General features: G+C 67.3%; 23 protein-coding genes and 1 pseudogene. 14 read left to right on the top strand and 10 right to left on the bottom strand.

What is annotated here, in order from left to right:
- Positions 1–10: 10 nt before the first annotated feature.
- Together ACS5PK_RS02365 and ACS5PK_RS02370 are read right to left on the bottom strand one after the other, a co-directional pair.
- Positions 11–1372 (bottom strand): MBL fold metallo-hydrolase RNA specificity domain-containing protein, encoded by a 1362-nt coding sequence (locus tag ACS5PK_RS02365; RefSeq protein WP_439438666.1) that lies wholly within the window; start codon positions 1370–1372, stop codon positions 11–13.
- 185 nt (positions 1373–1557) lie between these two features.
- The gene (locus ACS5PK_RS02370; protein ID WP_439438667.1) at positions 1558–3039 is read right to left on the bottom strand and encodes a DEAD/DEAH box helicase; all 1482 of its coding nucleotides are present in this window, start codon (positions 3037–3039) and stop codon (positions 1558–1560) included.
- Between the two features lie 471 nt (positions 3040–3510).
- Here ACS5PK_RS02370 and ettA point away from each other — a divergent pair, with 471 nt between their 5' ends.
- From ettA to ACS5PK_RS02390, 4 genes are all read left to right on the top strand, one after another.
- On the top strand, positions 3511–5175 hold the full coding sequence (gene ettA, locus ACS5PK_RS02375; protein ID WP_439438668.1) for an energy-dependent translational throttle protein EttA: 1665 nt from the start codon (positions 3511–3513) through the stop codon (positions 5173–5175).
- A 247-nt stretch (positions 5176–5422) separates the two neighbouring features.
- A complete protein-coding gene (locus tag ACS5PK_RS02380) occupies positions 5423–5902 on the top strand; it encodes a Spy/CpxP family protein refolding chaperone (RefSeq protein ID WP_439438669.1) in 480 nt (159 codons plus the stop codon).
- Between the two features lie 105 nt (positions 5903–6007).
- Positions 6008–6721, top strand: a complete 714-nt coding sequence (locus ACS5PK_RS02385; protein ID WP_439438670.1) for a response regulator — start codon at positions 6008–6010, stop codon at positions 6719–6721.
- Positions 6718–8154, top strand: a complete 1437-nt coding sequence (locus tag ACS5PK_RS02390; RefSeq protein WP_439438671.1) for a HAMP domain-containing sensor histidine kinase — start codon at positions 6718–6720, stop codon at positions 8152–8154. The genes ACS5PK_RS02385 and ACS5PK_RS02390 overlap by 4 nt, the downstream gene beginning before the upstream one ends.
- Positions 8155–8294: 140 nt before the next feature.
- On the opposite strand, the gene ACS5PK_RS02395 is transcribed toward ACS5PK_RS02390, so the two are convergent.
- Genes ACS5PK_RS02395 through trpS form a run of 3 tightly spaced genes read right to left on the bottom strand, consistent with a single transcriptional unit; the run spans position 8295 to position 11156 of the window.
- Positions 8295–9704, bottom strand: a complete 1410-nt coding sequence (locus tag ACS5PK_RS02395; protein ID WP_439438672.1) for an MATE family efflux transporter — start codon at positions 9702–9704, stop codon at positions 8295–8297.
- On the bottom strand, positions 9701–10129 hold the full coding sequence (locus ACS5PK_RS02400; protein WP_439438673.1) for a DUF3717 domain-containing protein: 429 nt from the start codon (positions 10127–10129) through the stop codon (positions 9701–9703). Before ACS5PK_RS02400 ends, ACS5PK_RS02395 begins: the two co-directional genes overlap by 4 nt.
- Before the next feature lie 34 nt (positions 10130–10163).
- Positions 10164–11156, bottom strand: a complete 993-nt coding sequence (gene trpS, locus ACS5PK_RS02405) for a tryptophan--tRNA ligase (protein ID WP_439438699.1) — start codon at positions 11154–11156, stop codon at positions 10164–10166.
- Between the two features lie 154 nt (positions 11157–11310).
- Here trpS and purN point away from each other — a divergent pair, with 154 nt between their 5' ends.
- The gene (gene purN / locus ACS5PK_RS02410; RefSeq protein WP_439438674.1) at positions 11311–11937 is read left to right on the top strand and encodes a phosphoribosylglycinamide formyltransferase; all 627 of its coding nucleotides are present in this window, start codon (positions 11311–11313) and stop codon (positions 11935–11937) included.
- Between the two features lie 15 nt (positions 11938–11952).
- On the opposite strand, the gene ACS5PK_RS02415 is transcribed toward purN, so the two are convergent.
- Entirely contained in the window at positions 11953–12609 is a 657-nt protein-coding gene (locus ACS5PK_RS02415) for a DUF1345 domain-containing protein (protein ID WP_439438675.1), read from the bottom strand.
- Entirely contained in the window at positions 12606–12848 is a 243-nt protein-coding gene (locus ACS5PK_RS02420; RefSeq protein ID WP_439438676.1) for a DUF1653 domain-containing protein, read from the bottom strand. The genes ACS5PK_RS02415 and ACS5PK_RS02420 overlap by 4 nt, the downstream gene beginning before the upstream one ends.
- A gap of 68 nt (positions 12849–12916) precedes the next feature.
- Here ACS5PK_RS02420 and ACS5PK_RS02425 point away from each other — a divergent pair, with 68 nt between their 5' ends.
- From ACS5PK_RS02425 to ACS5PK_RS02435, 3 genes are all read left to right on the top strand, one after another.
- The gene (locus ACS5PK_RS02425) at positions 12917–14179 is read left to right on the top strand and encodes an RsmB/NOP family class I SAM-dependent RNA methyltransferase (protein WP_439438677.1); all 1263 of its coding nucleotides are present in this window, start codon (positions 12917–12919) and stop codon (positions 14177–14179) included.
- A 173-nt stretch (positions 14180–14352) separates the two neighbouring features.
- Positions 14353–15576, top strand: coding sequence for a DesA family fatty acid desaturase (locus ACS5PK_RS02430; protein ID WP_439438678.1), 1224 nt, complete (start codon positions 14353–14355; stop codon positions 15574–15576).
- 212 nt (positions 15577–15788) lie between these two features.
- Positions 15789–16280 (top strand): DUF3016 domain-containing protein, encoded by a 492-nt coding sequence (locus ACS5PK_RS02435; RefSeq protein ID WP_439438679.1) that lies wholly within the window; start codon positions 15789–15791, stop codon positions 16278–16280.
- Between the two features lie 95 nt (positions 16281–16375).
- Here the strand turns inward: ACS5PK_RS02435 and rpmG are convergent, their stop codons facing one another.
- From rpmG to trxB, 3 genes are all read right to left on the bottom strand, one after another.
- Entirely contained in the window at positions 16376–16546 is a 171-nt protein-coding gene (gene rpmG / locus ACS5PK_RS02440) for a 50S ribosomal protein L33 (RefSeq protein ID WP_025564431.1), read from the bottom strand.
- A gap of 31 nt (positions 16547–16577) precedes the next feature.
- Entirely contained in the window at positions 16578–16811 is a 234-nt protein-coding gene (gene rpmB / locus ACS5PK_RS02445) for a 50S ribosomal protein L28 (RefSeq protein WP_183106657.1), read from the bottom strand.
- Positions 16812–17035: 224 nt separating this feature from the next.
- A complete protein-coding gene (trxB, locus tag ACS5PK_RS02450; RefSeq protein ID WP_439438680.1) occupies positions 17036–17992 on the bottom strand; it encodes a thioredoxin-disulfide reductase in 957 nt (318 codons plus the stop codon).
- A gap of 169 nt (positions 17993–18161) precedes the next feature.
- Here trxB and ACS5PK_RS02455 point away from each other — a divergent pair, with 169 nt between their 5' ends.
- The 6 genes and pseudogenes from ACS5PK_RS02455 to ACS5PK_RS02480 form a co-directional block, all read left to right on the top strand.
- The gene (locus ACS5PK_RS02455) at positions 18162–18827 is read left to right on the top strand and encodes a Crp/Fnr family transcriptional regulator (protein WP_439438681.1); all 666 of its coding nucleotides are present in this window, start codon (positions 18162–18164) and stop codon (positions 18825–18827) included.
- A gap of 64 nt (positions 18828–18891) precedes the next feature.
- Positions 18892–21261, top strand: a complete 2370-nt coding sequence (locus ACS5PK_RS02460; protein ID WP_439438682.1) for a DNA translocase FtsK — start codon at positions 18892–18894, stop codon at positions 21259–21261.
- The gene (gene lolA, locus ACS5PK_RS02465) at positions 21258–21890 is read left to right on the top strand and encodes an outer membrane lipoprotein chaperone LolA (protein WP_439438683.1); all 633 of its coding nucleotides are present in this window, start codon (positions 21258–21260) and stop codon (positions 21888–21890) included. The genes ACS5PK_RS02460 and lolA overlap by 4 nt, the downstream gene beginning before the upstream one ends.
- A gap of 21 nt (positions 21891–21911) precedes the next feature.
- Positions 21912–23276, top strand: coding sequence for a replication-associated recombination protein A (locus tag ACS5PK_RS02470; RefSeq protein WP_439438684.1), 1365 nt, complete (start codon positions 21912–21914; stop codon positions 23274–23276).
- 238 nt (positions 23277–23514) lie between these two features.
- Positions 23515–24438, top strand: a complete 924-nt coding sequence (locus tag ACS5PK_RS02475; RefSeq protein WP_439438685.1) for a branched-chain amino acid ABC transporter permease — start codon at positions 23515–23517, stop codon at positions 24436–24438.
- A gap of 230 nt (positions 24439–24668) precedes the next feature.
- Positions 24669–24866 (top strand): annotated as a pseudogene (locus ACS5PK_RS02480) (ABC transporter ATP-binding protein); the annotation flags it as partial.

Raw genomic sequence — 24866 nt, forward strand, 5'->3', positions numbered from 1 at the left:
CTGCCTTGGCTCAGACTTCCACGGTTTCGCCATGCTGGGGCACGCGCACGGTCCAGCCCAGTTCGTCCTGGATGCGGCTGCGCAGCGCATCGGCCGCCTGCGGCTCGCCGTGGACCACAAAGGTCTGTTCAGGCGGCTTGCGGAACTGGCGCAGCCAGGCCATCAGCTCCTCGCTGTCGGCGTGGCCAGAGAAACCTTCCAGGTGGCTCACCTCGGCATTGACCGGCACGTATTCGCCGCGAATCTTGATGTCCCGCGCACCGTTGATCATCTTGGCGCCGCGTGTGCCGCCTACCTGGAAGCCGGCGAAGCAGATGTGGTGGCGGGATTGCGGCGCCATCACCTGCAGGTAGTTGAGCACCCGGCCGCCGGTGGCCATGCCGCTGGCCGAGATGACCACACCCGGTCGGCGCGCCACGGTCTGCGCTGTCTTGAGCGATTCCTGCGGCTTGCTGACGATGCGCACGCCCTCGCACAGGCGCGAGAGTTCGCCCGGCGAGACCTTCAGCAGGCGCCCGTATTCCAGCGTGATCTCGGTGGCCTCACGGGCCATGGGGCTGTCCAGGAAGATGGGCAGGTCCCCGGGGATCTCGCTGGCTGCCCGCAGCCGCTGCAGCACCAGCAGCAGGGCCTGTGCGCGGCCCACGGCAAAGCTGGGCAGCAGCACGCTGCCGCCTCGGTCTATGGCGCTGCGGATGATGCGGCCCAGGCGCTCCTGCACGTCCTCGGGGGGATGACGCCGGTCGCCGTAGGTGGACTCGATCAGCAGCACGTCGGCCTCAGCCAGCGGCTGGGGTGGCGGCAGCATGAGGTCCTTGGCGCGGCCCAGGTCGCCCGAGAAGACCAGGCGCCGGCCCGCGCTCTGTACCGTGATGCAGGAAGCGCCCAGCAGGTGCCCGGCCGGCGTGAAGCGGATCTCGTCGCCGCCCAGCTTCAGCCGCCCGTCGCGCGGCAGGCCGACGAAATGAGAGAGGGCGTGCTGCGCGTCCCTGAGCGTGTAGAGCGGCAGGGCCTTTTCGTGGCGTGTGCTGCCGGTGCGGTTGGCGCGTCGGGCATCTTCCTCCATCAGGTGGGCACTGTCCGCCAGCAGCACTTCGCAGAGCTTGCGTGTGGCCGGGGTCGAGAAGATCTGGCCCTTGAAGCCCTGGCGGACCAGGGCCGGGATGTAGCCGCTGTGGTCCAGGTGGGCATGGGACAGCAGCACCGCGTCTATGCTCGCCGGGGGGACGCCCAGCGGTCCCCAGTTTCGTTCACGCAGGGCCTTGTAGCCCTGGAACAGTCCACAGTCCAGCAGCAGGCGGCGGTCGCCGGTGTCGATGAGGTGGCGCGAGCCGGTCACGGCGTCGGCGGCACCCAGGAAGCTGACTTTCATTCGTCTCTCCGCGGGCAGCGTATGGCGGGCTCATTGTGACCGAGCCGGTCGGCGAGGCCTGCGCGAGTGGCTTGAGGAAGGTCAAGCGATGGCCGTCTGGTGGCAGGCGAGGGCAGGGTGCCCTGCCGACTGAACCATAAAAAAAGCCCGGCAGTGCCGGGCTTGTGCGAACTCGCGCGGAGGTCTCAGCGCTTGGGGCTGGTCAGGCGAGCGCCGCCACCACTGCGCGAGGAACCGCTTCCCGAGGAGCGCTGGCCCTGGCGGGGCGCTTCGGTGCGGCCGCCGGGATTGCGGCCCTGCGAAGGCGCAGCCTCACGGCGTGCCGGCGCCTGGCCACGGCCGGCTTCCTGGCGCGGGCGATCGCCGCCACGGCCTTCGGCACGCGGTGCGTCGCCCCGCGGCCCCTGGGCGGGACGGCCACCGCGGCCGCCGCCGCCGCCTCGTCCACCCCGGCCGGCGCCGCCACCGGCACCGCCGTTGAGCACCATGCGGCCTAGCACGATGGGCTCGGCCTTGGCATTGGGATCGGGCTCGAAGCCGGGGACGACCTCGCGCGGGATCTCACGCTTGATCAGCTTCTCGATGTCACGCAGGAAGCCGTTCTCGTCCACGCAGACCAGGCTCACGGCCTCGCCCTTGGCGCCGGCTCGGCCGGTGCGGCCGATGCGATGCACATAGTCCTCGGGAACATTGGGCAGCTCGTAGTTGACGACGTGAGGGAGCTGGTCGATGTCGATGCCACGGGCCGCGATGTCCGTCGCCACCAGCACCTGCAGGGTGCCGGCCTTGAACTCAGACAGCGCCTTGGTGCGCGCGCCCTGGCTCTTGTTGCCATGGATGGCCATGGCCGAGATCTCTTCCTTGTTCAGGTACTCGGCCAGGCGGTTGGCACCATGCTTCATGCGGGTGAAGACCAGGACCTGATGCCAGTCGCCCTGACGGATCAGGTGGGCGAGCAGTTCCTTCTTCTTGTCGCGGTCGACCGGATGGATCTTCTGGGCGATGGACTCGTTGGTCTGGTTGCGGCGCGCCACCTCGATCAGCGCCGGCTGGTTCAGCAGGCGGTCGGCCAGGGCCTTGATGTCATCGCTGAAGGTGGCCGAGAAGAGCAGGCTCTGCTTCTTCTGGGGCAACAGGGCGAGCACCTTCTTGATGTCGTGGATGAAGCCCATGTCAAGCATGCGGTCGGCTTCGTCCAGCACCAGGATCTGCACATGGGACAGGTCCAGCGTGCCTTGCTGTGCGTGGTCCAGCAGGCGCCCTGGCGTGGCCACCAGGATGTCCACGCCCTTCCTCAGGCGGTCGATCTGGGGCTGCATGCCCACGCCGCCGAACATCACCATGGACGTCAGCGGGAGGTACTTGCCGTAGAGGCGCACGCTTTCCTCGACCTGCGCCGCCAGCTCTCGCGTGGGCGTCAGGACCAGGGCTCGGATGACGATGCGGCCCCTGGCGTCCTTGACGGGCTTCTGGGCAGCAAGACGGTGCAGCAAGGGCAGGGTGAAGCCTGCGGTCTTGCCGGTGCCGGTCTGCGCCCCTGCCATCAGGTCGCCGCCCTTCAGAACGGCCGGGATGGCTTGGCTCTGGATGGGGGTGGGGGTGGAGTAGCCGGCGTCGGCAATGGCCTTCAGGAGGGGCTCGGCCAGGCCCAGGGAATCAAAACTCATCGACTGCGGGATTCGCACGCCAGCCGCTATGTGCCAGGCCGCGCCGCATTGTGTGCGACGCCAGTCTTCGGGCCGGGCGGGGGCGGGTGCTTGAGCTCAAAAAAAATGACGCCACGGCAAGACTGTGAGCCGTAGCGTCGACTCGCATTATAGGTCTCGGCCGGCTTCGCAGGGGCCTATATTGCCGAGATGGGCGCGTGACGGATTCGGCTGCCTGTGCAGCCACCGCCTGCGCCCGCTGCGGCGGCACAGGCCTCAGTGGCTCAGGAAGCTGCGACAATAGCCGTTTGGTCCGGGTGAGCCGCGGGCCGGGCGAGGCGTGCCGCGAGGCCGCCGGGGCCCGGGTCGCCGCGAGCGGCCACTGCACTGGTTCGCCAGCCCCCACCCTGCTGCCGCGGCCGCTTGCCTCCGGGCGACGCCGCTGCAGCTCGAATTCCGCATCTTCCACCTGCACTCAACCCTGAGTAAGCCATGGCCCAATATGTTTTCTCGATGAACCGTGTCAACAAGACGGTTCCCCCCAAGCGCCACATCCTGAAGGACATCTCCCTGTCCTTCTTTCCCGGTGCCAAGATCGGCGTGCTGGGCCTGAATGGCTCGGGCAAGTCCACGCTGCTGAAGATCATGGCTGGCGTCGACAAGGAGATCGAGGGCGACGCCGTCCCCATGCCCGGCATCAAGATCGGCTACCTGGAGCAGGAGCCCAAGCTGAACCCGGACCAGACCGTCCGTGAGGCGGTCGAGGAGGGTATCGGCGGCGTGCTGGCCGCCAAGAAGCGCCTGGACGAGGTCTATGCCGCCTATGCCGAGCCGGACGCCGACTTCGACGCCCTGGCAGCCGAGCAGGGCGAGCTGGAAGCCATCATCGCCGCTGCCGGTTCCGAGAACACCGACCTGCAGCTGGAACTGGCTGCCGACGCCCTGAACCTCCCGCCCTGGGATGCCAACATCGGCGTGCTGTCCGGCGGTGAGAAGCGCCGCGTGGCCCTGTGCCGCCTGCTGCTGTCCAAGCCCGACATGCTGCTGCTCGACGAACCTACCAACCACCTGGATGCCGAATCCGTCGAGTGGCTGGAGCAGTTCCTGCAGCGCTTCCCCGGCACCGTGGTGGCCATCACCCACGATCGCTACTTCCTGGACAACGCCGCCGAGTGGATCCTGGAACTGGACCGCGGCCACGGCATCCCCTGGAAGGGCAACTATTCCGACTGGCTGGACCAGAAGGAACGCCGACTGGAGCAGGAGCAGAAGTCGGAAGACGCACGCGCCAAGGCCATGAAGGAAGAGCTGAAGTGGGTGCGCTCCAATGCCAAGGGCCGTCAGGCCAAGAGCAAGGCGCGTCTGGCCCGCTTCGAGGAGCTGAGCGACGTCGAATACCAGAAGCGCAACGAGACCAACGAGATCTTCATCCCCGTGGCCGAGCGCCTGGGCAATGAGGTGATCGAGTTCGAGAACGTCACCAAGTCCTTCGGCGACCGCGTGCTGATCGACAACCTCAGCTTCAAGGTCCCGCCCGGCGCCATCGTCGGCATCATCGGCCCCAACGGCGCCGGCAAGTCCACGCTGTTCCGCATGATCCAGGGTGTGGAGCAGCCGGATTCGGGCACGGTCAAGATCGGCAAGACGGCCAAGCTGGCCTTCGTCGACCAGAGCCGCCAGAGCCTGGACGCCAACAAGACCGTCTGGGAAGACGTCTCCGGCGGCCTGGACAACATCGTGGTCGGCAAGTTCGTGATGCCCAGCCGCGCCTACATCGGCCGCTTCAACTTCAAGGGCAATGACCAGCAGAAGATGGTCGGCCAGCTCTCCGGCGGTGAACGCGGCCGCCTGCACCTGGCCAAGACCCTGGCCCAGGGCGGCAACGTGCTGATGCTTGACGAGCCCTCCAATGATCTGGACGTCGAAACCCTGCGTGCGCTGGAGGAGGCCCTGCTGGAGTTCGGTGGCTCGGCCATGGTGATCTCGCACGATCGCTGGTTCCTGGACCGCATCTGCACCCACATCCTGGCCTGCGAAGGCGACTCGCAGTGGTTCTTCTTCGACGGCAACTTCCACGAGTACGAAGCCGACAAGAAGAAGCGCCTGGGTGAAGAGGGTGCCCGCCCGAAGCGCGTGCGCTTCAAGCCCATCCGCTGAGCACCGGGCCGGGCGCTCGCGCCTGGCCGCCTCGAAGAGAGAAGAGGTCCCGAGTGAACTGACCCCCAGTGGCTGGACGGATGTCCAACTTCTGGGGTGCAGTTCAGCGCGGACCTCTTTTCGTTGCCGGGCCCGGGCCTGCAGACATCCTGCGCCCGCTTTCTTTACGCTTCTTCACGCCCTTGGCATGGGGGGCTTACCGGCCCTGCCGACACTGCAGATACCAACCCAAGCACGGAGTGTCTGTATGCGAAGCCTCAAGTTGAACCGTCTGATTCCTGCCGTCGCCATGGCCCTGGTCCTGGCCACTGGTGCTGCGCAAGCCCAGCGCCATCCTGGCATGGGTGGTCCCGGCATGGGCCCGATGATGGGCGGCCATGTCGAGCACATGCTGGACATGGTGGACGCCACCGAAGCCCAACGGGCCCAGATCAAGTCCATCATGGACGCTGCCCGCAACGAGCTCAAGACGCAGCACGAGACGCTGCGAAGCCTGCATGAGCAGGGCCTCACGCTGTTCTCCGCCACGAATGTGGACGCAGCCGCCATCGAAGCCCTGCGCCAGAGGGGCAGTGCAGCGCATGAGCAGGTGTCCAAGCGCATGAGCCAGGCCATGATCGATGTCGCCCGGGTGCTGACGCCTGAGCAGCGCAGCAAGCTGGCCGCCAAGCTCAAGCAGCGCCAGGCGCGCATGGCCGAGCGCATGAAATCCCGCAGTGGGCAGTAAGCAAGGCCTGCCGGGACTGCGCTTATGCTTCAGGCTTACACCCCTAACGCGGCGCAGGGCAGCCGGGCGGCGGCCCGGGCCCTCTGTGCCAGTCATCTGCCCTCCATGAATGCCCGACTGCTGCTGATCGACGACGATGCCCGCCTCACCGACATGGTGGGCGATTACCTCCAGGCGGCTGGCTTCGAGATCGATGTGGCCCCGAACCTGGGAGCTGCGCGGCAGAAGCTGGAGCAGGGCGTCTACGACCTCGCTGTGCTGGACATCATGCTGCCCGATGGCGACGGCCTGGACTTCTGCCGCGAGCTGCGCCGCGATGCCCGCCTGAAGCGCCTGCCGTTGCTGATGCTGTCGGCGCGGGGCGAGCCTATGGACCGCATTCTGGGGCTGGAGCTGGGCGCTGACGACTACCTGCCCAAGCCCTTCGAACCGCGCGAGCTGCAGGCGCGGGTCAAGGCCTTGTTGCGCAGGGCCGAGCCCGACATGCAGGGCGTGGAGGTGCTGCGCTTCGGTCGCCTGGAGATCGACCTTGCAGCCCGCATGGCCCGACTGGACGGCAAGCCCTGCGACCTCACCAGCCACCAGTTCGACCTGCTGGTCGTGCTGGCCCAAAGCCCGGGCCGCGTGCTGTCGCGCGACCAGATCATGGATTCGCTCAAGGGCCATCCCCTGGAGGCCTTCGACCGCTCCATCGACGTGCATATCTCCCGCATCCGTGCCGTGATCGAGGACGATCCCAAGACGCCGCGCCGCGTGCTGACGGTCCGTGGCGCCGGCTACGTGTTCGCGCGCAAGCAGGACGCCGAAGGACAGGCGTGAAGTCGCTCTACTGGCGCATCTACCTCACGGTCATCGTGGTGCTGGCGGCATTCGCCCTGGGGGCCGGCTGGCTGTTCCAGCGCCAGATCGAGCAGGAGCGCGGCAATGCTGAGGTGGCTGCCGGTGAGCGTTGGCAGGCCATGGCCGTGCTGCTGCAGCGCGCCCTGCCGCCCGCTGATGCCCCCCGCGAGCTCCAGGCCCGCGCCATTGAGGAGTGGGGCCAGCGCCTGCGCATGGCCCTGGCCTTGCAGGATGCTCAGGGCAAGCGCATCGGCGCCTCCGAACTCTTCGAGCGCCGCGAGGAAGTGCCTGGCCAGCGCCAGGTCGAGATCACCCTGGATGACGGCCGCCACATTGCCTTCATTCGCCTCGCGCGCCCGCCTGGCCTGCGCGCTGAGGGGGAGGGGCGCCGCGAGGGCCGCCCTGCGCCCGGTCCTGACATCCGGCCAGACGCACGCCGCATGGCCGGTGAAGGTCCGGATCGCGCGCCTTCGGGCGCCTTGATGCGGCGTGAGGACGCGCCCTGGGGGGGCCCGGTGCTGTTGGGGCCTCGTCTCATGCACGGACAGGGCTTGCTGATCGTGCTGGTGCTGCTCTTCGTGGGCATTGCGGCCGGCGCCTTCCCTGTGGTGCGGCGCCTGACGCGCCGGCTGGAGGCCCTCAAGGCCGGCGTGCAGACCTTTGGCGATGGCCAACTGAGCCATCGCGTCGATGACGGCGGCAATGACGAGGTGGCCGCCGTGGCCCGCAGCTTCAACGAGGCGGCGGGGCGCGTCGAGACCCTGCTGCGCTCCCACCAAAGCCTGCTGGCCAATGCCAGCCATGAGCTGCGCTCGCCACTGGCGCGCCTGAAGATGGCCTTCGCGATGTTCGAGGACGCGGGCGAGGCCCAGCGCAGGAAGCTCAAGCTCGAGATCCAGACCAATATCGCCGAGCTGGACGCTCTGGTCGAGGAGGTGCTGCTGGCCAGCCGCCTGGACAGCGGCAGCCAGCAGATCCACCAGGACCTGGTCGACGTGCTGGCCTTGGCTGCCGAGGAGTGCTCGCGCAGCGGCGCCGAGCTGCTGAGCGGCGAACAGGACTTCCGCCTGCAGTTGCTGGGTGAGGAACGCCTGATCCGCCGTGCGCTGCGCAATCTGCTGGAAAACGCGCGTCGCTACGGCGGCGCCAGTACAGAGCTGAGCATGAGGCGCGCCGGCACCCTGCTGGAGCTGCGTGTGGCGGACCGCGGTCCGGGCGTGCCCGAAGGCCTTCGCGAACGCATCTTCGAGCCCTTCTACCGCCTGCCCGGCCATGCCGAGCAGGCCGGTGGTGTGGGGCTGGGCCTGAGCCTGGTCAAGCAGATCGCCCAACGGCATGGCGGTTCGGTGCGCTGCGAGGCTCGGGAGGGCGGCGGCAGCGTCTTCGTGCTGAGCCTGCCCCTCAAGACCTGACCCTGGCAGGAGCCGGGGTCTGCTGCGCAAGACCTGACCCTTCCCGAAGTCTGTGATGGCCTCTCGGGACCTCTCGGAACCTCTCGGAACCTCTCGGCCGCGGTGCCGGATCTGACCGAGGCTCCCTTTCGGCCCCTCGCTCAGGACAGGGCGCTGACAGGCGCGCCCGCCTCTTCCCGCTCACGGCCATGCACCCAGGCCATCAGCGCGACCAGGCCGGCGGAGCACATCAGCAAGCCCAGGCTCGCCGCCAGCCAGAAGCCGCTGGCCCCGCGGCAGAAGTCCGGCAACCAGCGCGGTGGCGCAAAGGCCAGCCAGTAGCCGCCACCCAGACCCAGGCCCCAGATGGCGACGGCATAGACCAGCATCGGTGCCAAGGCCACATGGTGAGCCCGCAGCACCGAGGCCGCGATGGCCTGGCAGGCGTCGCCGACATGGAAGAGCCAGACCCACAGCAGCAAGGGCAGGGCGGCGGCCAGGATCAGCGGGTCGGGCGTGTACAGCGACAGCACCTGGCGGCGCAGCAGGAAGACCAGCCCGCCCATCAGCAGCGAGAAGGCGAGGGCGATCTCCAGGCCGTGCCAGCCCAGTCGGCGCGCGTCGGCGAAGTCGCGCGCGCCGATGCGCTGGCCCACCAGGGCGCCGGTGGCGTTGCCCAGGGCCATGGGCAGCATGAACATCATGGCCACCAGATTGGCCGCCAGCTGGTGCCCGGCCACCGAGGTGGCGCCCAGGCGCGAGATGAAGAGGGCCATGAAGGTGAATCCGGTCACCTCGATCAGGATGGACGCCCCCATGGGCAGTCCCAGGCGCAGCAGCCGGCCGATGAGGGCCGGGCGCGGCGGATGCAGGCCGCCCCGCTGTAGGCCGAAAGGCGCGTAGTGCGGGTCGTGCCGCAGCACCCACAGGCCCAGCAGCAGCTGGGACCACACCACCAGGGCCGTGGCCATCGCGCCGCCCGGAGCCCCCATGGGCGCAAGGCCCAGGGCGGGCAGGCCATGGATGAGCGAGGCGCTCAGCGGCAGCTTCAGCGCCAGGCCCCCCACCTGCAGGGCCATGACGGCCTTCGGGCGGGACACCGCGGTGTTGAAGCCGCGATAGGCAGTGAAAAGCAGGGCCGCGGGCAGCGCCAGCCCGAGGAAATGCAGATGGCGCCGCACGATGGCCTCGACGGCCGGCTCGGGGCGCGCCAGCGCCAGCAGCGGATCGGGGAAGAGCAGGATCAGCTCGCCCCCCAGCGTCAGCGCCAGGGCCAGCCAGGCGGCCTGATGCAGGCAGTCGCCCACGCCTTCATGGTCCTGCGCGCCGAAGCGTTGCGCCGCGACCGGCGAGACGGCCAGGACCACGCCCATCAGTCCCACGAACACGCTGGTGTACATGGCATTGCCCACGGCCAGGGCGGCCAGGTCCAGGGCGGCGTAGCGGGCCACGAGCAGAGTGTCGATGGTGGAGTAGGCCAGCACCGCCAGTTGGCCGATGAAGACCGGCCAGGCCAGGGGCAGGATGCGGCTGAGGCTGCCGTGGCGGCGCCGGCCCAGGGCCGCCTTCACGGGGCCTCGCCTGTGCCGGCCTTGCGTTCCAGGGCGCGCTCGGCGTAGCGGTTGAATCGCCAGGCCGTGCCTTCCAGGCTGATGCGCCGCCAGGTGACGCGTTTCTCGGCGGGCGTCATCACCGGCCAGTTCTGGACTTCGTCGAAGGTGCGCCCGCAGCCCTTGCAGAGTTCGTCACCCTGGCTGGTGGAGCAGATGGCAATGCAGGGGGCGTCAGGCGTGCTGTCGTACCAGCGCAGCCAGGCCTCGCGGGCGGCGGCGGGCATGGTGTCCTCGTCACATTCGCTGTCGCGGTGGTAGACGAGCAAGGCGTAGACCTCGGCCAGGGCCTGGACGGGCGGACAGGCGCTGAGCCCGTCCCCGGGCTCGCGCTGGCGCCACCAGTTGATGGCGGCCTCGATGTCGGTGATGTGGATGCCAGCCATGGACTGCAGCGGGCCTTGCTTCTTAAGGTGGACTTCAGTACGCCAGGCCCATGGCCTGCCGCACTTCCTTGAGCGTCTTGCGGGCCACGGCGCGGGCCCGCTCGGTGCCGACCTCCACGATCCAGTGCACCTGCTTGGGATTGGCGAGGTACTCGTCGGCGCGTTCGCGCCAGGGCGCCTGCTCCTGCTGGATGGCCTCGATCACCGGCTGCTTGCAGTCCAGGCAGCCGATGCCGGCGCTGCGGCAGCCCTGCTCGGCCCAGGCCCGCGTGTCGCTGTCGGAGTAGAGCTTGTGGAACTCCCACACCGGGCAGCGCGTGGGCTCGCCCGGGTCGCCGCGGCGCACGCGCTGTGGGTCGGTGGGCATCTTGCGGATCTTGTCCTCGACCACCTCGGGCGCCTCGCGCATGGCGATGGCGTTGCCGTAGCTCTTGCTCATCTTCTGGCCGTCCAGGCCGGTCAGGCGTGAGGTCTCGGTCAGAAGGGCCTGGGGCTCGGGCAGGATGGGCGCCTCGGTGCAGTAGAGATGGTTGAAGCGGCGGGCCACCTCGCGGGTGACCTCCACGTGGGCTGCCTGGTCTTCACCCACGGGCACGAAGGCGGCCTTGTAGATGAGGATGTCGGCCGCCTGCAGCAGCGGGTAACCGAGGAAGCCGTAGGTGGCCAGCTCACGGTTTTTCTCGACCTGATCCTTGTAGCTGGGCATGCGCTCCAGCCAGCTGTGCGGCGTGCTCATGGCCAGCAGGGTGAAGAGCTCGGCATGCTCGGGCATGCGGCTCTGGATGAAGAGCGTGCACTGCTCGGGGTCCAGGCCGGCGGCCAGCCAGTCCACCACCATGTCGTAGACATTGCGTTCGACGATGGACTTGTCCTGGTAGTGCGTGGTCAGGGCATGCCAGTCGGCGACGAAGAAGAAGCAGTCGTAGGCCTGCTGCAGCCGCACCCAGTTCTTGAGCGCGCCGTGGTAGTGGCCCAGGTGCAGGGCACCGGTGGGGCGCATGCCGGAGAGCACGCGCTGGCGAGGCAGGGTGGGGGTGTCGCTCATGGAAGTGGTCGGCCGGTGGTGGGCGCTTCGCCGGGATGCGGGCGCCTGGAGGAAGCCCGTGATTGTAGGGAGTCGGCCCGCGCCATGACGGGAGTCAAGGCGACGGTGCGCCGGGCGCTGGCTACACTTGCGCCCCATGAAGAACATCGTGATCCTGATCAGTGGCCGCGGCTCGAACATGGAGGCCATCGTCAAGGCCTGCGCGGCCGAGGGCTGGCCGGCGCGTATTGCCGCCGTGATCAGCAACCGCCCGGATGCTGGCGGCCTGCAGTTCGCCGCTTCGCACGGCGTGGCCACCGCGGTGGTGGATCACAAGGCCTTCCCGGACCGCGAGTCCTTCGATGCCGAACTGGCCCGGATGATCGACGGCTTTGAGCCGGACCTGGTCGTGCTGGCCGGCTTCATGCGCATCCTCACGCCGGGCTTCACTCGCCACTACGAGGGGCGCATGCTCAACATTCACCCCTCGCTGCTACCGGCCTTCCCGGGCCTGCACACGCATGAGCGCGCCATCGAGGCGGGTTGCCGTTTCGCGGGGGCCACCGTGCACTTCGTGACGGCCGAGCTGGACCACGGGCCCATGGTGGCCCAGGCCGTGGTGCCCGTGCTGGATGGTGACGATGCCGCTGCCCTCGCTGCGCGCGTGCTCAAGCTGGAGCACCGCATGTACCCGGCGGCCGTGCGCTGGTTTGTCTGCGGCCAGATCGCCGTGGAGGGCTCGCGTGTGCGCCAGTTGGCCGGCGAGAGCCAGTCCTTCAGCTGAAGCCGGCTTTCCGGCTCAGCCCACCAGGCTGGCCAGCAGGTTGATGGACAGGGCTAGCACCCCCGTGTTGAACACGAAGGACAGCAGGGCCTGGATGGTCACCAGGCGGCGCATGGGGCGGGAGCTGATCACCACATCCGAGGTCTGCGAAGTAGCGGCCAGGGTGATGGAGAAGTACAGGAAGTCGCCGTAGTCCAGGTCCTTGTCCTCGCCTGGGAACTCAAGGCCGTGCGGGGCCATGCCGCCGCGGTGGTAGAGCCGCGAGTAGGCCAGGGCGAACTCGATGGGCAGCAGCAGCCAGGTGCCTGCCACTGTGGCCAGGGCAAGCAGCAGGTAGGGCCAGCCGGCCACCACATTGGCACCGTGGCGAACCTGGCTCATCTCTGTGACCAGGGCCGCCAGGATGGCCAGGGCTCCGACCGCAGCCAGCATCAGCACCACCGGCATGCCATCGCCCATGCCCAGGGCCCGGCGCTGCAGCTGGCGGGCGTCCGCCCGGCTCATCATCCCCAGCACCAGCAACACATAGGTCCAGACGCCCACATTCCAGCCCAGCAGCAGCCGGGTGACCAGGGGCAGGGGCGTGGGCCACAGCGCGGCCAGCATCGCGCCCAGGGCCAGCGCGATCAGAACGCGCGGGCGCCAGGGCACCATCGGGCGATGGCTGCTCATTCGCCGACCAGCGCGAAGCGGGGCTTCATCTGCCCGTCGATTTCCAGGTGCTCGAAGAACATGGCGTGGGGGCGTACCCACAGGCCGGTGTTGTTGTACAGCGGGCGGTACAGCACCAGGACTTCTTCGGTCTCGCTGTGGCGCACGGCGCCCAGGACCTCGTAGTCCTGGCCCTTGTAGTGCCGGTAGCGGCCCGGTGGCGTGGGGGGCAGGGGAGCGGGCTCGGGTTTGGTGCTCATGGCGGGATCCTGTAGAGGCGGTGCTCAAGCGGCGCGGCGGCTGTCTTCGGGCCTGGGATAATCCGGCGATGCATCCTAATGCCCTTCTCGATCTCTGCGCCGAACTGCTGCGTTCGGTCCTCAAGTTCGACGCGCCCGCTGATGGCGTCGTCTCCGCTTTCTTCCGCAAGCACAAGGCCCTGGGCCAGCGCGAACGCCATGCCCTGGCCGAAACCACCTATGCCGTGCTGCGCCAGAAGCCCCAGTTGCAGAGCCTGGCGCAATCCGGCGCCGGCCCCCTGGAACGCCGGCTGGCCATCCTGGCCTGGGCGGGCGGCGAGGCGGGGCTCAAGGGCGCATTGAAGCCGCAGGAGCAGGAGTGGCTCCAGCAGGTCCGCCAGGTGGACCTCTCCAGCCTGGCTCCCAAGCTCCGTCACAACATGCCCGAGTGGCTGGCCGAGCCTTTGCTCGCACGCCTGGGCGAGAGCGAGTTCTGGGCCCTGGCCGCCGCGATGAACGAGGGCGCCGCGCTGGATCTGCGCGTCAACACACTCAAGGCCAAGCGCGAGGAGGTGCAGGCCCAGCTGAAGGCGGCCGGCATTGAAGCCGAGCCCATGCCTTACTCGCCCTGGGGGCTGCGCGTGCAAGGCAAGCCGGCGCTGAACAAGCTGGAGGCCTTCACCAGCGGCGCGCTGGAGGTGCAGGACGAAGGCAGCCAGCTGCTGGCCCTGGCCCTCGATGCCAAGCGTGGAGAGATGGTGGTGGACTTCTGCGCCGGCGCCGGTGGCAAGACGCTCGCCCTGGGCGCGGCCATGCGCAACACCGGCCGCCTCTATGCCTTCGACGTCTCTGGCCACCGGCTGGAGTCGCTGAAGCCGCGCCTGGCGCGCAGCGGCCTGTCCAATGTCTATCCGGCCCAGATCGCCCATGAGCGTGACGACCGCATCAAGCGACTGGCCGGCAAGATCGACCGCGTGCTGGTGGATGCGCCCTGCTCGGGGCTAGGCACATTGCGCCGCAATCCCGACCTGAAGTGGCGTCAGTCACCCCAGGCGGTGGTGGAACTGCAGGCCAAGCAGAAGGCCATCCTGGACAGCGCCGCCCGCCTGCTCAAGCCGGGCGGCCGCCTGGTCTATGCCACCTGCAGCCTGCTGGAGGCTGAGAACGAGGTCATCGCCCAGGCGTTCAGCGAGTCCCACCCGGACTTCGTGCCGCTGGATGCCGCTGCCGTGCTGGAGAAGGCGCATGTCTCGCAGGCCGCCGGCCTGTGCGAGCAGGGCTTCATCCGTCTGTGGCCGCACCGCCACCACGTGGACGGCTTCTTCGCCGCCATCTGGGAACGCAAGGCCTGAGGGACATCGGGCTGCGGCCCGACTCCTGCCGCGCCGGCCCAAAGCGCCACTATGCCGCGTTGACGCCTGCCCGCTAGATCTAGATCAAGAGGCGATTTAGGGCGTCTCACCTACAATGGGCACGCTTTTTGACATCTCCATGACGCTTCTCAAAGAGGCAGAGGTCGGACTGAATGAATGAACTGATTGTTGTGCGCGATGCGCTCGTGAGCTGGCTGAGTGACGGCCTGACGGGTGCAAGCCTGTGGCAGATCGTGGTCTACACGCTGGTGGTGACCCACATCACCATTGCAGCCGTGACCATCTTCCTGCACCGTGCGCAGGCCCACCGCGCACTGGACCTGGGGCCCATCCCCTCGCACTTCTTCCGCTTCTGGCTCTGGCTGACCACGGGCATGGTGACCAAGGAATGGGTGGCCATTCACCGCAAGCACCACGCCAAGTGCGAGACCGAGGACGACCCCCACAGCCCGGTCACGCGCGGCATCGACACCGTGCTGCTGCGCGGCTCCGAGTTGTATCGCGCTGAGGCCAAGAACCAGGAAACCCTGGAGAAGTACAGCCATGGCGTGCCCAATGACTGGATCGAGCGCAATCTCTACAGCCGCTACAGCTGGCAGGGCGTCGCGGTGATGATGATCATCAATCTGGCCCTGTTCGGCGCCCTGGGCGCCACCGTCTGGGCGATCCAGATGGTTTGGATCCCCATCTGGGCTGCCGGCGTGATCAACGGGCTGGGCCACTACTGGGGCTACCGCAATTTCGAAGCCCAGGACGCTTCGACCAATATTTCCCCCTGGGGTCTGCTCATCGGTGGCGAAGAGCTGCACAACAACCATCACACCTACCCGACGTCGGCCAAGTTCTCGGTCAAGCCCTTCGAGTTCGACATCGGCTGGGGCTACATTCGCGCCATGGAGATCATCGGCTGGGCCAAGGTCCGCAAGACGGCGCCGCAGCTGAAGCTGGGCGAGCTCAAGGCGGAGGCCGACAAGGCCACGCTGGAAGCCATCATCGCCAACCGTTACGAGATCATGGCCAGCTACGGCCGCAACCTGAAGGCCACCTGCGCCGTCGAGCTGGCCCGCCTGAAGGCGCAAGGCGAGCAGCACAGTGCCAAGTGGCAGCAGTTCAAGCAGGCCAAGCGTTGGTTGCACCGTGATGTCGATCGCATTCCGCAGGCCGTCCACGGCGATATCGAAGGTGCTCGCGCCGCGTCGCCGGCCCTGGACAAGCTGCTGACCATGCGCGAGGAGCTGCGTCAGCTCTGGACCCGGACCAACGTCTCGGCCGAGCAACTGGTGCGTGACCTCCAGGCCTGGTGCCAGAAGGCCGAGGAAAGCGGCATCGCCGAGCTGCGCAGCTTCTCCATGAATCTGCGCGCCGCGCGCGCCTGATTGTTTCCCAAGGTTGCTCCGGGGTATCCCGGTGTCAGCGTCCTGTAAAAGCGCCCCGTCAAGGGCGCTTTTTTCATGGTCGGCTCTTATACTGGTTTTCCCTTATTCGTCATCGGGATTGTGTGACGAACGTTGAAGGCGAGGCAGCTGCCCGCGGGAATCGGAGCCGGGCGCAGAGGCCTCAGTCGCAAACCATGAACAAGGAGAAGACCATGAAGAAGTGGAAGATCGGGCTGGCTGCCCTGATCGCGGGAGTGGGCATGGCAGGTGTCGCGCAGGCTGCCGAACTCGATATGCATTTCCAGCCCCTGGACAAGTACCGTGATCTGGGTCGCAGCGTCTCTGAGCGGGAGGACATCCAGAAGGCACTCAGCGCGCATTTCCAGCGCCTGGCCGAGCGCCTGCCGGCGGGGCAGACGCTCAAGATTGACCTGCTGGAGATCAATAGGGCGGGCGAAATGGATTTCCGCCAGCGCCTCCCGGATCAGATCCGCGTGATGCGCGAGGTCACCTGGCCGCAGATGGACTTCAGCTACGCGCTGCTGGAGGGGGGCAAGGAGATCAAGAGCGGCAAGGCCAGCCTCTCCGACATGAACTACCTGCATGGCAGCACGGTTCGCTATACCGATGGCGATCCGCTGCGCTATGAGAAGCCCATGATAGACAAGTGGTTCGATGCCGAATTCGGCAAGGCCGCGCGCTGAACCGGCCTGGCGGTTGCTACTCGGCAACCCCAATGAAAAAAAACCCGCCAGCATGCGCTTGGCGGGTTTTCTTTTGGGCTGCAAGCCGGGCTGAATTACTTCAGCTTGATTTCCTTGTACAGGACGTGCTTGCGGGCCTTGGGGTCGAACTTCATGAATTCCAGCTTTTCGGGCGTGGTCTTCTTGTTCTTGTTCGTGGTGTAGAAATGACCGGTGCCGGCAGTGGATTCCAGCTTGATCTTTTCGCGTCCGCCTTTGGATGCCATTTGTTTGCTCCTTGGTGCTTAGTGGATCAGATCAGAGCTCGCCCTTGGCGCGCAGATCAGCGACGACTTGCTCGATACCGACCTTGTCGATCAGACGCAGAGCGGCATTGCTCACGCGCAGACGCACCCAGCGGTTCTCGGTTTCCAGCCAGAAACGACGGTACTGCAGGTTGGGCAGGAAACGACGCTTGGTTTTGTTGTTGGCGTGGGAAACATTGTTGCCCACCATGGGCTTCTTGCCCGTGACTTGACAGACGCGTGCCATGACGCTTCTCCGGTTCGATTTTCTATCCAGACACCAGCCCCGATGAACGAGGGCTGAGGTCCCATTGACCGCTCTATGCCTGCTAAACCTGCAAGCGCCGCGCAAGGCGTGCACTCTCAGGGGCGATCCATCCGGCAGGCAAGCCAAAGAGTATAGCTGAAAAAAGGACAGCCGCCCAGAGGCGGCCGTCGTCAGGCTGAGAAGGCCCGGGCGGACCGGGGCCGTCAACCCTGCGCCTGCTCCAGGTAGCGCTGAGCATCCAGGGCGGCCATGCAGCCCGTGCCCGCGCTGGTGATGGCCTGGCGGTAGACGTGGTCCTGCACGTCGCCAGCGGCGAAGATGCCTGGCACGCTGGTCATGGTCGCAAAGCCGTTCAGGCCGCTGCGGGTGACGATGTAGCCGTCCTTCATCTCCAGCTGACCCTGGAAGATGCCCGTGTTGGGTTGATGGCCGATGGCGATGAAGCAGCCATGCAGGGGGATGTCCTTGGTCGTGCCGTTCTCGTGCTTCACGCGCACGCCGGTCACACCGCTCTGGTTGCCCAGCACTTCGTCCAGCGTGTGGAAGACATGCAGCTCGATCTTGCCGGCCGCCACCTTCTCCATCAGCTTGTCGACCAGGATGGGCTCGGCGCGGAACTTGTCGCGGCGATGGATCAGGTGCACCTTGCTGGCGATGTTGGAGAGGTACAGGGCCTCCTCGACAGCGGTATTGCCGCCGCCCACCACGCACACCTCCTGGCCGCGGTAGAAGAAGCCGTCGCAGGTGGCGCAGGCGCTGACGCCGCGGCCCGAGAAGGCCTCTTCGGAGGGCAGGCCCAGGTACTTGGCCGAGGCACCGGTGGCGATGATCAGGGCGTCGCAGGTGTAGCTGCCGCTGTCGCCCTTGAGGAGGAAGGGGCGCTGGGAGAAGTCCACCGTGTTGATGTGGTCGAAGACGATCTCGGTCTGGAAGCGCTCGGCGTGCTGCTGGAAGCGCTGCATCAGTTCCGGACCCTGCACGCCCATCACGTCTGCGGGCCAGTTGTCGACCTCGGTGGTCGTCATCAGCTGGCCGCCCTGAGCCATGCCGGTGATCAGCAGGGGCTTGAGGTTGGCACGTGCGGCATAGATGGCGGCCGTGAAACCGGCGGGGCCGGAGCCCAGGATCAGCAACTGGGTGTGGCGGGTGTTTTGAGTCATGGCTTCTCAGCTGGGGTTGCAGTCAGGACACACAAGAGGACGAGGTTTGATGATTCATGCCAAACCCTATGGAGGTGCGTGACTTAATTGGCACAATGCAGCCATTCTAGGGAAGTCAAGCGGCGCCAGCCTGACGCCACCCCAATGACCACAGCTTAGGAGTTCATTCATGGCCATGCTGTCCAATCTGGACCTGATCCGTCGTGTGCCCTTGTTTTCCCTGCTGACGACCGACCAGGCGCAGTCGATCGCTGACAGCGTGATCAAGCGCCGTTTCAAGCGCGGCGAGGTGGTGGTCGAGCAGGGGACCAAGTCCAATGCGCTGTTCATTCTGCTGAACGGCCGGGCCCGTGTGTTGACGGCCGACAACCGCGGCCGTGAAGTCATCCTCGCCGTGCTGCAGGCCGGTGACTACGTCGGCGAGATGAGCCTGATCGATGGCGAGCCGCACTCCGCCACCGTGCGCGCCGAGGTCCAGACGGACATGCTGGTGCTGGGCCGCAACGAGTTCGCCCGCTGCCTGCCCGAGAGCAGCAGCCTGTCCTACGGCATTCTGCGCGGCCTGGTGGCCCGCCTGCGCAACGCTGACCGCCAGATCGAGTCCCTGGCCCTGCTGGACGTCTACGGCCGCGTGGCCCGCACCCTGCTGGACATGTCCGAGGAGGACAAGGGCATCAAGATCATCCGCGGCAAGGTCTCGCGCCAGGACATGGCCAAGGTGGTCGGCGCCTCCCGCGAGATGGTCAGCCGCGTGATGAAGGACCTGGAAGACCGCGGCGTCATCGAAACCCTGGAGAACGGCTCCGTGGTCATCAAGGAACGCCTGCACGACTGATCCTGTTGCAGATGCCGGCCCCCTGGCGGCCGGCCGCCTGCATTTCCTGGGCCACAATCGCGGGATGAGTTTTCCCCTGGGTTCCCTGACGGGCGCGGAGGACGCCGCCCCGGCCGACAAGGTCTACAAGCGCCAGCCCTCCAAGAAGGCCAGGCCGGCGCCCGCGCCGGCGGCATCGTCTCTGCGCACGCCGCTGTGGCTGATCCTGGGCGGCCTGGTCTGGTGCCTGGTGCTGCTGGCCCTGCTGACGCACGACCGCGGCGACGCCGCCTTCTCCATCGCGAGCAGCAAGGAGCACGTGAGCAACCGCGTGGGCACGCTGGGCGCCTGGGTTTCTGACCTCCTGCTCTTCGGCTTCGGCTATTCGGCCTGGTGGCTGATGCTGGTGGCCCTGCGCCGCTGGCTGGGAGGCCTGGCCGAGGTGCTGCGCACCGAGCCTGTCGTCGACGACACCCCCGTCTGGCAGCGCCGCGGCCTCTGGCTGCTGGGCCTGGTGCTGCTCATGTGCGCCAGCTGCGCCCTGGAATGGACCCGGCTCTACGGCTGGGAGGCTCGCCTGCCCGGCGCCCATGCCGGCGGCGTGCTGGGCTATGCCCTAGGCCCCTGGAGCATGAAGCTGCTGGGCTTTGCGGGCTCCGGCCTGGTCTGGATCGTGGTCCTGCTGGCTGGCAGCTCCCTGGCCCTGCAGTTCTCCTGGATGCGTCTGGCCGAGCTGATCGGCACCCGCATCGACGAATTCCGCCAACGCAATGTCGACCGCCGCGAGGTGGCCGAGGACAAGCGCGTGGGCAAGAAGGCCAAGCGCGAGCGCGAGCAGGTGGTCGAGGTCGAGCGCCAGGTGGTCGAGGAGCATGTGCCCATCGTGATCGAGGCCCCGGTGGTCGAGGTGCCGCAGTCCACTCGGGTGGCCAAGGAGCGCCAGACCACGCTGTTCAGCGAGTTGGCCGACACCAAGCTGCCCCAGGTCGACCTGCTGGATGCCGCCCCGCCGCGGGTCGAGACGGTCACGCCCGAGTCGCTGGAGATGACCAGCCGCATGATCGAGAAGAAGCTGCGCGACTTCGGTGTCGAGGTGCGCGTGGTGGCGGCCTCGCCCGGTCCGGTGATCACGCGCTACGAGATCGAGCCGGCCACCGGCGTGAAGGGCTCGCAGATCGTCAACCTGGCCAAGGACCTGGCGCGTTCGCTGAGCCTGGTCTCCATCCGCGTGGTCGAGACCATTCCGGGCAAGAACTACATGGCCCTGGAGCTGCCCAATGCGCGCCGGCAGACCATCCGCCTCTCCGAGATTCTGGGTTCGCAGATCTATGCCGACGCCCCCTCGCAGCTGACCATGGGTCTGGGCAAGGACATCGTGGGCGCCCCCGTGGTGGCCGACCTCGCCAAGATGCCGCACTGCCTGGTCGCCGGCACCACCGGCTCAGGCAAGTCGGTGGGGATCAACGCCATGATCCTCTCCCTGCTCTACAAGGCTGAGGCGCGCGACGTGCGCCTGATCCTCATCGACCCGAAGATGCTGGAAATGAGCGTCTACGAGGGCATTCCGCACCTGCTGGCTCCCGTCGTGACCGACATGAAGCAGGCCGGCAACGCGCTGAACTGGTGCGTGGGCGAGATGGAGCGGCGCTACAAGTTCATGTCCAAGCTGGGCGTGCGCAACCTGGCCGGCTACAACAAGAAGATCGACGAGGCCAAGGAGCGCGGCGAGAAGATAGCCAACCCCTTCAGCCTCACGCCCGAGCAGCCCGAGCCGCTGGAGCGCCTGCCCTTCATCGTCGTGGTGATCGACGAACTGGCTGACCTGATGATGGTGGTGGGCAAGCAGATCGAGGAGCTGATTGCCCGTCTGGCCCAGAAGGCGCGCGCGGCAGGCATCCACCTGATCCTGGCCACGCAGCGGCCTTCGGTGGACGTGATCACCGGCCTGATCAAGGCCAATATTCCGACCCGCCTGTCCTTCCAGGTCTCCAGCAAGATCGACAGCCGCACCATCCTCGACCAGATGGGCGCCGAGGCCCTGCTGGGCATGGGCGACATGCTCTACATGGCCTCGGGCACCGGCCTGCCCACCCGCGTGCACGGCGCCTTCGTCAGCGACGACGAGGTGCACCGCGTGGTCGAGTACCTGAAGGCCCAGGGCGGTGAGCCCAACTACATCGAGGGCATCCTCGAGGGCGGTGTGCTGGAGAGCGAGGGGGGGGGCGACGGCGGCGGTGCCGGGGGCGGCGATGCCGAATCCGACCCGATGTACGACCAGGCCGTGGCCGTGGTGCTGCAGCACAAGCGGGCCTCCATCTCCCTGGTCCAGCGCCATCTGCGCATCGGCTACAACCGGGCTGCCCGTTTGCTGGAGCAGATGGAGAAGTCCGGCCTGGTCGGCGCCATGGCCACCAATGGCAGCCGCGAACTCATCGTGCCCAAGCGAGACGAATGAACCTCCTGAATCTCAATTCTTCCCGCCGTCTGCTGTGTGCAGCGGCCCTCCTGCTGGGGTCAGGTCTTGCCCGGGCCGACGCCGTGCAGTCCCTCAAGGACTTCGTGCGCGAGGTCCGGAGCGGCCGCGCCAGCTTCAGTCAGACCGTCACTGCCCCTGACGGCAAGCGCAAGAAGACCTCCAGCGGGACCTTCGAGTTCCAGCGTCCGAACCTCTTTCGCTTCCAGTACCAGAAGCCCTTCGAGCAGTTGATCGTGGGGGACGGCCAGAAGGTCTGGACCTTCGACGCCGACCTCAACCAGGCTAGTTCACGTCGTATCGGCCAGGCCTTGGCTGGCACACCAGCCGCGCTGCTGGCCGGGGGTAACGTCGAGAAGGACTTCGAGCTCAAGGCCCAGCCCAGCGAGGCCGGTGTGGACTGGGTACTGGCCCTGCCGCGCCAGGCTGACGGCAACATCCAGCAGCTGCGCGTCGGCTTCAAGGGCCGTGAGCTGGTGGCGCTGGAGGTGCTGGATGCCTTTGGCCAGCGCTCGCTGATGCAGCTGAGCCAGCTGCAGACCAATGTGCCCATTGGCGCTGAGCGCTTCCGCTTCGAGGTGCCCAAGGGCGTGGACCTGCTGGAGCAATGAGGGCAGGGCGCTGGCGGCACCATGTCTGAGAACGCATCCCTTTTCGGCGACGAGCCCGCCCCTGCCGAGCACCGGCCGGCGCGGCAGGCGGCGCCGCAGGCCAAGGCCTACCAGCCTCTGCCGGAGCGCCTGCGGCCGCGTCATCTGGACGAAGTCATCGGCCAGCGCCAGCTGCTGGGCGAGGGCATGCCCCTGCGCGTGGCCTTCGAGACCGGGCGCCTGCATTCCATGATCCTCTGGGGGCCGCCGGGCGTGGGCAAGACCACGCTGGCGCGGCTGCTGGCCCAGGCTTTCGATGCGCAGTTCATCAGCATCTCCGCGGTGCTGGGCGGCGTGAAGGAGATCCGCGAGGCGGTCGAGCGTGCGCAGGTCGCGGCGGCTCAGGGGCGGCGCACCATCGTCTTCGTGGACGAGGTGCACCGCTTCAACAAGTCTCAGCAGGATGCCTTCCTGCCGCACGTGGAGTCCGGCCTCTTCACCTTCATCGGGGCGACGACGGAGAACCCGTCCTTCGAGGTCAACTCGGCCCTGCTGTCCCGGGCCAGCGTGCACGTGCTCAAGTCCCTGGACGAGGAGGACCTGCTGGCCCTGGTCCGGCGCGGCGAGGTGGCCCTGGGCTGCCCGTCCTTTACCGAGGCCGCGGCCAAACGCCTGGTGGCCTATGCCGACGGCGATGCGCGGCGCCTGCTGAACGCGGTGGAGACGGCCGCGCAGCTGGCGCCCCCGGGCCTGGCCAGCATCGACGAGACCCAGCTCGAGCGCGCCCTGGGCGAGCAGCTGCGGCGCTACGACAAGGGCGGCGAGCAGTTCTACGACGTCATCTCCGCCTTGCACAAGTCCGTGCGCGGTTCGGACCCGGACGCTGCCCTGTACTGGTTCTGCCGCATGCTGGACGGCGGGGTCGACGCCCGTTACATCTCCCGCCGTCTGATCCGCATGGCCAGCGAGGACATCGGCCTGGCCGACCCGCGCGCGCTGCGCCTGTGCCTGGATGCCGCGGACACCTATGAGCGGCTCGGTTCCCCCGAGGGCGAGCTGACGCTGGCGCAGGCTGTCGTCTATCTCGCCATTGCGCCCAAGTCCAATGCGGTGTACACCGCCTACAAAGCCGCGCGGGCCCTGGTCAAGCAGGATGCCAGCCGGCCCGTGCCCCTGCATCTGCGCAACGCGCCGACCCGCTTGATGAAGGACCTGGGCTATGGGCATGAGTACCGCTATGCGCATGACTTCCCCGGCGCCTTCGTGGCCGGGGAGCAGTACCTGCCGGACGGGCTGGAGGGCCAGCGCTTCTATGAGCCCGTGCCGCGCGGGCTTGAGATCCGCATCGGCGACCGCCTGGCCGAGCTGCGCCGCCTCAATGCCGAGGCGGGCGACACCGAGGACTGAGGCCGCACCCCCTGTTTCGGTCCTTGCGCCAGCGGGTTATCCCCAGCGAGCCGCTCCTGCGGCGCACTCCTAAAATCCGCGGCCATATGCTGAGTCCCTCCGGCACCCCAGCCCGCTGCTTCGATGGTCGCGGGCTTTTTTCTTGGGGCCTTGCGGGCCTCCGTTGGAAGGGCTCTTGGCAGCTCATCCCTGATCCGGACGCCGTCTCCTCAGTACGGCAAGGAAGTGGAGTCTTTTGATGGAAACATTCATCCAGCAGATCATCAACGGCCTGGTGCTCGGGAGCATGTATGCGCTCGTGGCCCTGGGCTACACCATGGTGTACGGCATCATCAACCTGATCAATTTCGCGCATGGCGAGATCCTCATGGTCGGCGCCCTGGTCAGCTGGACCGTGGCCACAGCTCTCGCGGACTCCGGCCTGCCTGGCTGGGCCCTGATGGGCATCGGCCTGATGTGCGCCATCGTGGTCTGCTCGCTGCTCAACTTCACGATCGAGAAGATCGCCTACCGCCCCCTGCGCAACGCACCGCGGCTGGCGCCGCTGATCACGGCGATGGGCATGTCGCTGCTGCTGCAGACGCTGGCGATGATTGTGTGGAAGCCGAACCCGAAGCCCTTCCCGCTGCTGCTGCCCACGGAGCCCTTCAACCTGGGCGGCCCGGTGATCACGGTGACGCAGGTGCTGATCCTGGTGCTGACGGTGGTGATCCTGGCGGGGCTGATGTACCTGGTGAACCACACCAAGCTGGGCCGCGCGATGCGTGCGACGGCGGAGAACCCGCGCGTGGCGGGGCTGATGGGGGTGAAGCCGGACTTCGTGATCTCGGCGACCTTCGTGATCGGCGCGGCGCTGGCGGCGGTGGCAGGCCTGATGTGGGCGGCCAACTACGGCACGGTGCAGCACTCGATGGGCTTCATGCCGGGGCTGAAGGCCTTCACGGCGGCGGTGCTGGGTGGCATCGGCAACCTGGCCGGCGCCATGCTGGGCGGGATCGTGCTGGGGCTGATCGAGGCCATCGGCGCGGGCTACCTGGGTGATCTGACCGGCGGCGTGCTGGGCAGCCACTACGCGGACATCTTCGCCTTCGTGGCGCTGATCCTGGTGTTGACCTTGCGCCCTTCGGGCCTGCTGGGTGAGCGCGTGGCGGATCGTGCCTGAAATGAACCACCCCCTACGCGCTTCGCGCGCCCCCTCGAGGGGGCTGAGCCTGGACTGTGGAGGTTCAGTGAACCTCCACAGCCTGGCGAAGGGTCGAATCGCTAGATTCGACGCGGCCTGCAAGGCAGCCCGCAGGACCGGCGGAGCCGGATCCTCGGGCTTCGCGCCCGAGGACCTGCTTCGCGGTCCGTTCGGGCGTGGTGTGGAGTAAGGGGACAGAAGGAATGACTATGAGCAATAAGACATCTTCCAAACTGGCGGTGTTCGTGCTGGCGGCCCTGGGGCTGCTGGTGGTGCCGCTGATCGCGCAGCAGTTCGGCAATGGGCCGGTGCGGATCATCGATCTGGCGCTGCTGTACGTGATGCTGGCGCTGGGGCTGAACATCGTGGTGGGCTACGCAGGTCTGCTGGACCTGGGCTATGTGGCC

This window comes from Roseateles sp. DB2 (assembly GCF_051857535.1).
GTDB lineage: Bacteria > Pseudomonadota > Gammaproteobacteria > Burkholderiales > Burkholderiaceae_C > Roseateles_B.